Below are 11,700 nucleotides of genomic sequence, written 5' to 3'. Positions count from 1 at the left end.
CAACTCCTTGTTGATTGATGGCTCAAGCGGTCAGGCGCACCCAATAGCGGGTCATGCCATGGAGGCGAAGGCCGTGCGCCTGGGCGATGAATCGCAGGGTCGCATCCGTGTCGTCGAGGTTGAAGTTGCCACTGATGCTGCGCCGGGCAATCTCCGGGTCGCAGCCCAGATAGCCGGGGCGGTAGCGGCCCAGCTCGCCGAGCAGTTCGCTCAGTGGCATTGCCCGGGCAATCAACAGGCCATCACGCCAAGCCTGGGCATCCTGCGCACTACCCGATAGGCGCCACACGCTGTCGCGGGTGAGTTGCCAGGTTTCACCCGCCTGGGCGATGTCACCCTCCCCTGCACGTGGCTGCATCCGCACCGCGCCTTCTGTGACGCCGAGGCGACAGCCGTCGCTGTCCTCGCGCACACTGAAGCAGGTGCCCACGGCTTCGAACAGGCCGAAGGTACTGGTGACGCGCAGCGGCCGGTGGAGTGGGTTGTCGGGGTCGGTACCGCTGGCCAGGTACAACTCGCCGCGCAAGAGTTCGATGACGCGTTCGTCCTCGTCGAAGCGCAGGCGCACCGCACTGTCCGTATTGAGCTCGAGCAGGCTGCCGTCATCCAGCGTCCACTGCCGGTGCTCGCCAAGGCCGGTGCTGTAGTCAGCCATCAAGCGTTGCCAGGACAGCGTATCGCGGGTGTTCCAAGCGGTGGTTCCGACGGCGGCGAACAGCGCCAGCAAGCGCATCATCTGACGGCGCTGCAGCCGGGCCTCGGGAAGCCTGTCAAGCGCCTGCCGAGCCATGCCCGCTGGCATGCCGGCAAAGCGACCGCCAAGACTCTGCAAGCGCGACCAGGCCAGGCGATGGGATTCGTCGCTGGCCAGCCAACGGTCGAACGCCAGCTGGGTTGCCGTGTCGGGGCGGTTATGGACCATGCGGATCGACCACTCGATGGCCTGGTCGACGGTTTCGCTGGGCAGGGCAGCCAATCCGGTGTCTATCATGGCGCAGACTCGAACATCAACTGATAGCAATGACGAAGCGCCTTAGCCAGATCACGTTCGACCGTCGACAGAGACACGCCCATGTGTTCGGCGATATGGGGGCATGGCAGGCCATCAATCTGCGCAAGCAGGAAAATGCTGCGCATCCGCGAGGGCATTGCATCCAGCATCTGGTCGATGGCCTCCAGCGCCTCGATGGCCAGGGCCGTGATTTCAGGCGATGGCGCCTCGGCCCCGGGTAACTGTGCCACCACCTCCAGCCAGGCATTCTCGACATCACGACGGCGCCACATGTCGATCACCAACCCGCGGGCGATGGTGCGTAGATAGGCTCGCGGCTCCAGCAGCGGTTGGGCTTGGCGCCGCTGTAGCAAGCGGATGAACGTGTCATGGGCCAGGTCTGCCGCATCTGCAGAATTGTTCAAGCGCTGGCGTAGCCAGCCTTGCAACCAACCGTGGTGCTCGACGTAGAGGTGTTCGATGGGGTGTGGAGTGGTCATCACGGTTGCCCATGGGTATTAATGCTAATTGTTCGCATTATTACCTACTGAACAGATCAGACACCACCGCTGATTCCGTCGTGGAGGCTCAGCTGTTGAGAAAAGCTCCATCAGCACCTGCAAAGCGTTCAGGCTGGGCCAGCATAAAGAAGTGGAAACCGCCCCCAATGGGCTCGAAGCTTGCGTTGGATGTCGGGGTACGCTTGAGGTCCGAGAGGAGTTAAATTCAGTGTCAGGTATTGGGATTATCTGGTTGTCAGTTCTCCTGCGAAGGGCAGCTATGGGTCGATAGCTGCCGATCCTGGATGACCGCTATCGACCCAGAGCAGACATTGATCCAAGCCTTTGTGTTGTCCACGACCAACATTCGCTCGCGCCATGAGCCCTGTGGCAATCACAGCAGACCCTCGCGCACTACAGCCAAACTAGAGTTCAGGCGTGTATTTCACACTGAACATGACGTTGCGCGGGTCGCCGTAGTAGTTGTTGTAGTCGATGGTGTTGTAGGCCGGCTGGTAGTACTTCTTGTCCAGCAGGTTGTTGAGGTTCGCCGCCAGGGTCACCTCGTCGCTGACCTTGTACGCGACCCGAGCATCCCAGATGGCATAACCGGGCAGGTCGAAGACGTGGTCGTAGGAGGTGGTGCCGGTGACTGCCGTGGTGCCCAGCCCCACCGAGGTACGGCTCCAGTTACCGGGCAAGGTGTAGTCGGCCCACAGCTTAAACTGATGCTTGGGCGTCCAGGTGCTGTAGACCTTGTCCTTGTAGGTGGCGTCTTCCAGGTAGCGCGTGGTGTTGTAGACGTAGCCGGCCATCACTTGCAGGCCACTGAGGACTTCACCGCTGACCTGCGCCTCCAGGCCCTGGCTGCGCACCTTGCCTGAGGCCTTCGAGCAGTACCAGCCATTGCAGTCCATCGGCCCGCTGCGGTCGAGCACCGCGTGGTGCTCCTGGTCGTAGCGGAACAGCGCAACCGAGGTGTTCAGCGCCCCGTCGAACAACTCGCCCTTGAGCCCCAGTTCGTAGTTGCTGCCGATGATCGGCTCGACCACCGAACCGCTGCTGGTGCGTGCACTCTGCGGCTGGAAGACGTCGGTGTAGCTGGTGTAGACCGACCACTGTTTGTTCAGCGCATACACCAGGCCCGCATAGGGCGAAACCTTGCCGTTGCTGCTGGTTGTCGACTCGCTGTAGCCGGTGCGGGCGAAGGACTGCGAGGCGTAGCTGTAGTCGTACCAGCTGGTGCGGGCACCGACGATCAGCTTCAGCGGCTCGGTCAGGTTGATCGACCAGCGCGAATACAAGCCTTTCTGGGTGACCTGGTACTCGGTCAACTCGCCACGGCCCCGGCTTGCCAGGCCGTAGATGTCTGGCATCGGCCGGTGATGGTCGACGTTACTGGAGTCTGCGCCTAATGTGGGAGCCCTGGCCCAGCGGTCGTCGGTATTGATGCGTGAGTAGTTGGCGCCGAGCAAGAAGGTCTGCTCGAAACCGAAACCGGTGAACTGGCCGTCCAGGTACAGGTCCAGGCCCTTGCTGTGGGTGGTGAAATCGGTGCTCCAGTCGATGTAGGTGTTGCTGGTGGAGCCGTTGGCCGGGAGGGCATCCCACAACGCCTGGTAGGTCGCGCCGTTGTGTTCGCTCATGTACACGCCGGCAGCCTTCAGCCGCCAGTCGTCGTTGAGCCGGTAGCTGGCGTCGAGGAACACGCTGGTCTGGTCGTTGTTGGCACGGTTCCAGTCCGCGCCGACATAGGTCGAGCGCGACCAGTCGGGGTTGCCGCCGTCGGCATAGCGCGGCAGGCCGAGCATGGCCGGGCGGGCGTGGCCCTTCTGGTTGGCAACGCCAAGGCCCATCGTGAAGTCCGGGGTGAAGTCATAGTCCACGGCAGCGTAGACGGTCTGGTTCCAGCCACGCACGTAGTCGATGAACGAGCCGTTGTCGTTCTGGCTGACCACCGTGCGGGCCCGCAGGGTGCCCTCGGCATTCAACGGGCCGCCAGCGTCCAGTTGCAGGCCATAGCGGTCCCAGGAACCGGCCTTGCCGGTCAGGCTGACCACCGCCTTGTCCTGCCCGCGCTTGCGTACCAGGTTCATCGCCCCGCCCGGGCTGTCACCGCCTTGCAGCAGCGCGGCCGGGCCACGCAGCACTTCGACACGGTCATAGAAGCTCAGGTCTTCGGTGAGGTAGCTGCCGAGCGAGTAGGTATTGCGCGGGATCGGCACGCCATCGTACTGCAGCGTGTCGATGCTGAAACCGCGCGAATAGATGAACAGCCCCGACCCCGGCGAACGGCTGGCGGTGAGGCCGGGCGTGCGGTTGACCAGGTCGCTGATGGTCTGGGTGTTCTGGTCGTCCATCTGCTGGCGGGTCATCACCGTGACCGACTGCGGGATGTCCTTGAGGGTCTGTACGCCCTTGCCCAGGGTGACCGCGCCGGAGGTGTAGGAATGGCTGCCCTCGGTGGTGGTGACCGGCTGGCGGCCGATGACGCTGGACGCGTCCAGTTCCAGCGCACCGTTGCTGGGTTCGCTGGGCAGCGCGATCAGATACTGGCCATCGGCTGCCTGGGTGAGGCTCAGGTGGCTGCCGGCGAGCAAATGGCGCAGCGCCTGTTCGACGCTCAGTTGCTGGTGCAATGCCGGCGCTTGTACCGCGTGCGCGGCGTCAGTGTTGAATAGAATGCGGCTACCGGTCTGGCGGGCAAGGGCGTTGATCGACTGATCCAGCGGTTGGGCCGGCAGGTCGATGCGGTAGTGCGTCTGTTCGGCCTGCACAGGCCCGGCAAGCAGAAATCCGAATGTCGCCAGGCCCATGGCCTGACGCAGCGGGTGGTTAAAGAGCGTCATGGAATCCCCATCAGAGCAAGTGAGAATGCGTTTCATAGGGATTGGCGTTTGTGCTGACCCGCACATTGATGCAGCGCTGAAAAAATTTTTCAGCGCTGCACATCCACCTGCACAGCACCGCTCTTGTCGCGACTGACCGTTACCGGCGCCAGTTGGGGCAGGCTGTCGAGCAACTGTTCGACATTGCCGGTGGGGAACTCTCCGCTGAGCCGGTGTTGCCTGGCGGTCGCGCCCTGCAGCCGAATCGGCGCGTCACGGTGGCGGCGCAGTTGCGCCAGGACCGACTCGAGCGGGGTGCCGTCGAAATGGAACAGGTCATGCCGCCAGGCATCTCGTTCGCCGGGCTTGCTGGCGTGCACCGGCCCCAGGCGCTGAGGGTTGGCAAGCAGTTGCTGGTTGGCCGTCAGCCGTTGACGCGCCATACCGTTGTCCACTTCCACCTCGCCCTCCAGGACAGCCACCCGCACGCCGTCCAGGTCGCTGCGTACATCGAACACCGTGCCGATATCGCGCACAGCCACGCCCTGGCTACGCACAATGAAAGGCTTGGCTTGATGAGCCACGCTGAACAAGCCTTCGCCATCGAGCAGCTCGAACTGCCGACTGCGCAGGCGATACTCGATGCGCAGCACGCTGCCGGCGTCCAGTTCGACCACGCTGCCGTCGTCCAGGTGCAACGTTTCGCGACCGCTGCTGGCCACCTCGACCTGGCGGTAGCCCAGCGCCGGGTCGGCCAGCCAGGCCCAACCGGCCAGGGCCAGCAGCAGGGCCGTGCCGGCGGCCTTGCGCCGACGATTAGCGTTGCGTGCGCTCTGCGCCTTGGCTTCCTGCAAAAGCGCCTCACGGCTGGGCACCAGCGCACGCAAGGATTCAGCGTAAGGCTCGAGGGCATCGCGCGCGCCGGGCGCGCTACGGCGTTGCATCGATCAGGCCTCCGGCTGCCAGCGTTGTGCGAGGGTGCGCATGGCCCGCATGAAATGCTGGGCAACCATGTTCACGGAAATCTCCAGCTCCTGCGCGATGTCCTTTTGTGGCATGCCGTGGATACGGTGGAGCAGGAACACCTGGCGCTGGCGCGCCGGCAATGCGTCGATCACCGCCAGCAAGGCACGCAGGCGCTGTTCGAATTCGAGCGCCATCGCACCATCCAGCGGGTCGCAGTGCTGCTCGACCACGGCGATCTGGCTCTGCGCGTACAGCGTGCGGGTGCTTTCCGAACGGCGCCGGTCGATTGCGCGGTTGAGCGTGGCACGCCGCAAAAAGGCCATGGGCACGCTGATGGCGTTGAGCGGCGGCTTTTCCAGGATCTGCACGCAGACATCATGGACCACGTCGCGGGCAAAATGCTGGTTGGAAAAACGTCGGCGAATGTGCTCGACCAAATCGTCGTAGTGCAAGGCCAGGGCTCGCAGGAGATCGTTGTCGGTCGACGCCATGATGGCAACCAATTGATAGTGAATCTCATTTATATCATGCGCTTTTCAGGTCGGGCAACTTGACCTGCCATGACAGGCACGTCACCTATGTTCGGCGCCCAGCGCTTCGAATCCCCCCGATACTCAAGAGAAAAGCCCGAGTGTGCGTCCACCCATGCATCTGCAAGTTAGTGACTGGCCTGTCAGTGCAGGCTTTGCCAGGCGCGCAGCACTGCATAACCGCGCCAGGGTCGCCAGCCCTGCGCGGCTTGCGTTGCCGCCTGTGCGCTGCTCACCCCCAGGGCTTTTTGCAGCGCCACATCGCCCGCCGGGAAGGCATCGGGCCAGCGCAACGCACGCAAGGCGATGTATTGCGCGGTCCAGTCGCCGATCCCCGGCAGTGCGCGCAAGCGGGCACAGGTGGCCGCGACGTCCACCCCTGGGCTCAGGATCAGGCCGCCCTCCAGCACCGCTTCGGCCAGCGCCTTGAGCGCCGCCTGGCGTTGGCGCGTGATGCCCAGCCGGCCCAGTTCATCACCGCTGGCCGCAATCAACGCGGCGGGTGTGGGGAACAGACGGTCCGTGCCAGCCAGCGCTGTTGTGATGGGTTGTCCGAAGGCCGCGACCAGGCGTGCGCCCAATGTGCGCGCAGCGGCCACGGTGATCTGCTGGCCCAGCACGGCACGCACGGCCAGCTCGAAACCATCCACCGTTCCCGGAACGCGCAGGCCCGCACCCGAGGGGAACGCACTGTGCAGCACGGCGTCGATGGCGAGCGGGTCGGCATCCAGGTCGAACGCGGCGCGCACGCGGTTGATCACCGTGGGCAGGACGCCCGCCAGGGAATCGCTGATCGTGACCCGCGCCTGGGCGCGCACCTCGTCAAAGGCCACGCTCAACCAGCCGCAATGTTCCTGACTGTCCTGCATGAGGCGCAGCGTACGGGTGTATGTCCCCTCCTCCACACGCTCCAGGCCGGGTATCGCCCGCAGGCGCAGAAAGCCGAGCATTGCCGCAGTGTCATAGGGGGGACGCCAGCCCAGGAAAAAACAGCCGTCCAAGCGCGCATCGTGCGCTTTCAGTGCCAGGTCGCAGGCGTCGTTTTCGGTGGTGTCGTTGATATTGGCCATGGGTGACATGGTAGCCCCTGTGCATAGCGGTGACTCGCCATTTTCGTACCGGCGCCCTAGTGTGGTGTTTTGCAAATACGACCAATAAATCGCGAGCGATTTTTGCGCTCAGGCAAGGCGTCGCGACGAGTCGTAGCCCAGCTACGGCGAGGAGCGACAACGCTGCATGAGCGCAAAAAGCGCCGCGAGTTATGGTCGTTATTTGTGAAACACCACACTAGCGACCAGGCACAAAAAATCCGATGCCTTGCGGCATCGGATCTTCATGCGGTGATCAAGCCGACAGGCCTCGACTGTCGGGCATCAGGCACGTCTGCCGGATGCTGGCTCGATCAGGCGTCGGTGGACGCTGTGGCCTTGTTGCCACTGTTGATCAGCGGCCCGTAGCGCCGGCTGAACTCCTGGTTGTAGGGCACGTGGTTCTTGTTGACCCCGCTGTCCCAGTTGACCGACCAGGTCATCAGGCCCTTGATCGACACGCCCTTGGCGTAAAGGCGCTTGAACGCGTTGGTCACCGCCGTCGGGTTGATCACATAGCCGGTGGCGGCGGCATCGACGTTGGCCGGCAGGCCGATGACGAACTTGTCGGCCGGGATCCGGGTGAAGCCGCGGGTGCCACTGACCAGGCTCTCGGTCAGGTAGAACAGGAAGTCCTCCTTCATGGCATCGTTGTTCTGCGCGATCCAGGCGCCGTTGCCATTGTTGGCCTCCTGCACCCAGAGCCCGTCGCCCCCCTGGTTGTAGAACTGCGGGGCGATGAAATCGTAGTACCCCTCCAGTGCCTTGAGGTAGTCGACGTAGCGCCCCGCGCTGGTCAGGTAGGGGAACTCCGGTGCCATGCTGATGATGAAATGCTTGCCCTCGGCGGCGTAGTGATCCTTCACCAGTTTCAGCGCGGCAGGCAGGACCGTCTTGTTGGCGGCGAAATCGATCGCGCTCTGTTCAAGGTCGATGTCCAGCCCGTCGAAACCGTAGGTTTCCACCAGGCGAATGATTTCATTGGCCAGCGGTTGTTCATGGCCCGGGTTCAGGGCGATATGCGCATCGGCGCCGCCCAGGGACATCAGCACCGCCCTGCCCTGGCTGTTGAGCACGCCCACCTGGCGCCGGAACTCGGCATCGGACAGGTTGTACGGCTTGAAGGTCGGTATGCCGCTACCTTTCATGAAGGCCACCGCCACCACGTTGTAGTCGCGTGGCACCTCCTCCAGGCTCATGTTGGCGAACTGCCCGCGCTGGTAACCATCCGCCGGGCCGGCCGGCCAGTTGTGCCAGTAGCCCATGAGGATCTTCTTGCCCGCCAGGCTGGGCATCCGCGATGCAGCGTCATCCTGCGCTGCCTTGAGTTGGGTAAAGTCAATCATTGCCATGTTCCAATCCTTCAGAACGTGTGTAGATCCCGCGGACTTACTGGAAGTCGACGTCGAATGCCTGGTAGAAGGCGTTGCCGGTGTTGGCCACGATCCACATCAGCACGATCACGTGACGACCCTTCTTGTTGGCCGGCAGCTTCACTTCGTGATCGACCTTGGCCTTCAGCTCGCCGGCGTGGCTGTAGTACGGCACCTGCGGGTAGAAGTCCTCGGCGAACGGCTTGTCTTCCAATTGCGCACGGGTGATGCGTTGTTTCGGGTCCCAGCCGTCCTTGGTGATCAGCCAGCGATAGCCGCGGGTGGTATGCGGCGCGGTGTAGCGCCAGGTCACCTTGAACACTTGCCCGGCGTCGACATTGATCAGCGGCCAGGTGAAGGCGCGGTTGAGCTTCTTGCCCATCTCCTCGTCGGTGAAGTTGACGCAGTCACGGGCGTCGGTCTTGCCACCGCTGAGGATGTAGCCATCGGCGGGCGGTGCGACGCTCGGGTTGTCCGACTGGAACGGCGCGGGGAACGGACCGGCGGCCAGGGCCGGGAAGTTCTTGCCGCCTTCCATTTCATCGACCTGCCAGCCGCTCAGCACGCCGAGGTCGATGGCGACGGCGCCACGCGAGGCTGGGGTGGTGACACGACCGTGGCGAAGCGGGTTCTGGTTTTCTGGTTGGTTCATCGTTGTAACTCCATGTGGTTTGAGAACTCTCCCTTTCCGAAGGAGAGGCCTTCAAACTAACGGAGCTGGATTTATTGTCCACGCAGCCATTTTTGCTCCTGGTGTGCTCAGGCATTGTAATCACCAATGAGTGCTGGACAAATATACAGTATCGCTTGAATTATCCTACTCACCCTGAAGCAAAACACCTACACGCTAGCGCGACGTCTGCCAGTGCCCGAGCCTGTCAGCCAATGAAGTACTGCCGGCGTTTCGAGCGGTAGTTCGACGGGTCCAGGTGCGCGGGCAGCCACTGCCCGGCCGTCTCCTTCAGATAATTGCCCTGGCTGCCGGGCCGGTCCTGGTACCTGGCCGCCAGGTAGCGGGCGTAGTGATGGTCGAACAGGCGCATGAATTCGCCGAAGTAGATGTCCGCCACCCGGGTGTCGCCGTGGATCACCAGCATGTTCTCGTCGTTCTTCACCTGGGAGGCGCTGCTGAAGTTCGCCGAGCCCGTCACCACCGTGGGCTGCTCGCCCAAGGGATCGACCAGCATGTACTTGGTGTGGATGTAATCGTTGCTGTTGAGCGGGTTGTCGCGTTCCTTCAGCGCGTTGCTCAGCGTGTTGTCCTCGCTCAGGTAGCTACCGGCAGCGAAGATCACGTCACCGTCGGTACCGATGTTCTCCGTCGCCTTCAGCGGATCGTCCTTGATCACGTAGCGCAGCACATCGTTCTGTGCCTGGAACACCGCCTGGAATTCGGCGGCGATCTCGAAGGCAGCGGTGAAGCACACCAATTGACTGGCCGCGCTGGCCAGGTTGGCGTACCACTGCAAGGTCTTGCGCGCCTGGGGCTCCTCGTTATCTTCGCGCGGGCTGAACACGGGATAGGTACCCGGCTGCAACGGCAATGCCGGCAGCGGGCTGGCCTGGGCATTGGGCGTGCGCAACTTGCCTGGCGTCAGGTTGCGTTGCAGGCGTGTCCAGTAATCGAGGTATTGCCGGGCGATTTCGGGGTCGTGGACGACGTGCCCCACGTTCGAATGGCCGAAGATCCCACCGGCCGAGATATTGGTCGAGCCGGTCCAGACACTGACCGGCTGGCCATGCTCGAGCAGCACGATGAACTTGTTGTGGCGGATACCTTCGCTGACCGTACGCGGATGAGCGTGGGCGGCCAGGCCGGCCTGGGCGATGGTGGCCTGGTTCTCGGCCTTGTATTTGCTGGCCGCATCATAGACCACCTGCACGTCGCCTGCTTGCGCGGCATCGCTTAGCGCCTGGGCGACCGGCAGGTAGTGAAATTCATAGAACGCCGCGCGCAAACCCATGCCCGGCCTGGCACCGCGTTCGATGAAGGCAAGCAGGGCTTCGTACAAGCCTCGCGAAAGCCACCTCATCGGCTTGGATTGCGGCGCGTCAGGGTCGGGGGCAACGTTGTCGAACTCCCGGGCATAGGCCTGGGAGCCGATCACGCCACGGTTGAAGTGCACGTCGTGCCTCACGCCCGCGCCCGGCGCCGCCGTGCTTTCGCAGCGCACACGGACGGCAACACCCAGGGCCTCATCGACACGCAGGTTCTTCGGCTCGCCGAACACCGGTTGCACCGCGTACTCGTAGTCGCCTTCGGCAGTGGCGGTGTAGTCCGCCCACAGGAAACTCTGGATGGGGTGTTCGCTGGTCGGCACCCGCGTGCCCGGGGGCAGCCCCTTGTCCTTGTCTGCGAAGCGTTTCAAGCCACGCAGGTAATAGCGGGTACGCACCTGGCCGGCCGCGTCGAACTGCTTGCGCTGCACGGCAAAGCCCAGCAGGTTCTGCTCGGCGACCAGCGTCGCAAGGTTCGGTGGCGTGACGAAGTCCCAGGCCAGCACCACGACATGGGTGCCGGCGATGGCGCGTACGCGCAGGTAGTCGCCCGTGGCGGATGCTCGCATGGGAGGCACTCCTTGCAGGAAGGTTACTGGTAGGGTGTGCGGACCTTGATCTGCTGGTTGTCGGGGGTCCCGCCGGCCGGGCACGGCATTGGGCCGAGCTGTTTGTCCAGGCAGACCCAGAGCTCTTTCAGGCGGTTGCCCGAACCCACCGATACCCGCAGGCTCTGCGCAGGCAGCGCCGGGTTATGGGCCAGGAACGCCTGCTTGATGTCGCTCACCTTGGCGTCCAGCAATTGGTTGGGACCCGCTTCGCTGCCGAGCATTTCCTGCAGGGAGGGCCGCTGCAGCGAGTCGTAGACCCGCTGGATATCGGCAAAGTAGCGCTCCGGCGATGACCAGCCGCAGGTACCGTGGGCCTGCCATTCGTTCTGCATCAGGTCCGGCCCGGGCATCATGCACAGGTGCTGCCTGACCAAGGGTGCCGGTAGCGAACCGACTGTCTGGCAGTTGCGCGGATGGTCCTGGTTGGACTTGGCATAACCATTCTGCGGCCACAGGCCGTGCACCACCCATTCGAAACGATTCCCCGAGAAGCACTGGAAGGCATGCTTTTCGCGTTGCGCCTTGGGCTTGTTGCGCTGGGCTTCACAATGCTCCGGCGACCAGGACAGCACCAAGGCCAGGTAATCGGTGGGCAGGTCCTTGTTGACGTAGTCCACCGGGCGGGCCGGCGCAGGCTCGACATTGTCGGGCAACACGCAGACTTGCTCGGCGAAGGCGGGCCAAGCGGCGGCTGCCAGGCAGCCAAAGAGCAGCGCTTTCAGGCAGGTTGCAGATCGTGGTGTCCATTGCATGATGACCTCCTTGTCGGGTGCGACAGGCTCCGTGCCTGTCGCTCGGTTTAACCCGTCATGTGA

The 11,700-nt window shown here is 63.4% G+C and carries 9 protein-coding genes and 1 pseudogene; all 10 read right to left on the bottom strand.

Going from position 1 to position 11,700, the window contains the following annotated elements:
- Nucleotides 1-22: 22 nt before the first annotated feature.
- The 10 genes and pseudogenes from ACZ9C1_RS03845 to ACZ9C1_RS03800 all read right to left on the bottom strand — a co-directional run bounded on the left by ACZ9C1_RS03845 (nucleotide 23) and on the right by ACZ9C1_RS03800 (nucleotide 11,637).
- Nucleotides 23-991 carry a FecR domain-containing protein gene (locus tag ACZ9C1_RS03845; protein WP_476253615.1) on the bottom strand — a complete coding sequence of 323 codons (969 nt, stop codon included), beginning with the start codon at nucleotides 989-991 and terminating at the stop codon, nucleotides 23-25.
- On the bottom strand, nucleotides 988-1,491 hold the full coding sequence (locus ACZ9C1_RS03840; protein ID WP_277503630.1) for a sigma-70 family RNA polymerase sigma factor: 504 nt from the start codon (nucleotides 1,489-1,491) through the stop codon (nucleotides 988-990). Before ACZ9C1_RS03840 ends, ACZ9C1_RS03845 begins: the two co-directional genes overlap by 4 nt.
- A gap of 425 nt (nucleotides 1,492-1,916) precedes the next feature.
- Nucleotides 1,917-4,340 (bottom strand): TonB-dependent siderophore receptor, encoded by a 2,424-nt coding sequence (locus tag ACZ9C1_RS03835; protein WP_277503629.1) that lies wholly within the window; start codon nucleotides 4,338-4,340, stop codon nucleotides 1,917-1,919.
- An 89-nt stretch (nucleotides 4,341-4,429) separates the two neighbouring features.
- Nucleotides 4,430-5,263, bottom strand: a complete 834-nt coding sequence (locus ACZ9C1_RS03830; protein ID WP_111532277.1) for a FecR family protein — start codon at nucleotides 5,261-5,263, stop codon at nucleotides 4,430-4,432.
- Nucleotides 5,264-5,266: 3 nt separating this feature from the next.
- The gene (locus ACZ9C1_RS03825; protein WP_046855966.1) at nucleotides 5,267-5,776 is read right to left on the bottom strand and encodes an RNA polymerase sigma factor; all 510 of its coding nucleotides are present in this window, start codon (nucleotides 5,774-5,776) and stop codon (nucleotides 5,267-5,269) included.
- A 182-nt stretch (nucleotides 5,777-5,958) separates the two neighbouring features.
- Nucleotides 5,959-6,894, bottom strand: coding sequence for a DNA-3-methyladenine glycosylase family protein (locus ACZ9C1_RS03820; RefSeq protein WP_476253614.1), 936 nt, complete (start codon nucleotides 6,892-6,894; stop codon nucleotides 5,959-5,961).
- A 353-nt stretch (nucleotides 6,895-7,247) separates the two neighbouring features.
- Nucleotides 7,248-8,255: pseudogene (locus ACZ9C1_RS03815) on the bottom strand (chitinase); the annotation flags it as partial.
- Between the two features lie 37 nt (nucleotides 8,256-8,292).
- On the bottom strand, nucleotides 8,293-8,928 hold the full coding sequence (locus tag ACZ9C1_RS03810) for a lytic polysaccharide monooxygenase auxiliary activity family 9 protein (protein ID WP_046855967.1): 636 nt from the start codon (nucleotides 8,926-8,928) through the stop codon (nucleotides 8,293-8,295).
- Nucleotides 8,929-9,154: 226 nt separating this feature from the next.
- The gene (locus ACZ9C1_RS03805) at nucleotides 9,155-10,843 is read right to left on the bottom strand and encodes a phospholipase D-like domain-containing protein (RefSeq protein ID WP_476253613.1); all 1,689 of its coding nucleotides are present in this window, start codon (nucleotides 10,841-10,843) and stop codon (nucleotides 9,155-9,157) included.
- A 23-nt stretch (nucleotides 10,844-10,866) separates the two neighbouring features.
- Nucleotides 10,867-11,637: a ribonuclease T2 family protein gene (locus ACZ9C1_RS03800; RefSeq protein WP_476253612.1), complete on the bottom strand. Its 771-nt coding sequence runs from the start codon at nucleotides 11,635-11,637 to the stop codon at nucleotides 10,867-10,869.
- Between the last annotated feature and the right edge of the window lie 63 nt (nucleotides 11,638-11,700).

Source organism: Pseudomonas sp. TE21435, from assembly GCF_056279265.1.
This window is presented reverse-complemented; position numbering and strand designations above follow the sequence as displayed.

What these genes read in the sequence shown, in the direction of transcription:
- ACZ9C1_RS03845 (WP_476253615.1), bottom strand. Translation starts at nt 991, where the DNA reads ATGATAGACACCGGATTGGCTGCCCTGCCCAGCGAAACCGTCGACCAG.
- ACZ9C1_RS03840 (WP_277503630.1), bottom strand. Translation starts at nt 1,491, where the DNA reads ATGACCACTCCACACCCCATCGAACACCTCTACGTCGAGCACCACGGT.
- ACZ9C1_RS03835 (WP_277503629.1), bottom strand. Translation starts at nt 4,340, where the DNA reads ATGACGCTCTTTAACCACCCGCTGCGTCAGGCCATGGGCCTGGCGACA.
- ACZ9C1_RS03830 (WP_111532277.1), bottom strand. Translation starts at nt 5,263, where the DNA reads ATGCAACGCCGTAGCGCGCCCGGCGCGCGCGATGCCCTCGAGCCTTAC.
- ACZ9C1_RS03825 (WP_046855966.1), bottom strand. Translation starts at nt 5,776, where the DNA reads ATGGCGTCGACCGACAACGATCTCCTGCGAGCCCTGGCCTTGCACTAC.
- ACZ9C1_RS03820 (WP_476253614.1), bottom strand. Translation starts at nt 6,894, where the DNA reads ATGTCACCCATGGCCAATATCAACGACACCACCGAAAACGACGCCTGC.
- ACZ9C1_RS03810 (WP_046855967.1), bottom strand. Translation starts at nt 8,928, where the DNA reads ATGAACCAACCAGAAAACCAGAACCCGCTTCGCCACGGTCGTGTCACC.
- ACZ9C1_RS03805 (WP_476253613.1), bottom strand. Translation starts at nt 10,843, where the DNA reads ATGCGAGCATCCGCCACGGGCGACTACCTGCGCGTACGCGCCATCGCC.
- ACZ9C1_RS03800 (WP_476253612.1), bottom strand. Translation starts at nt 11,637, where the DNA reads ATGCAATGGACACCACGATCTGCAACCTGCCTGAAAGCGCTGCTCTTT.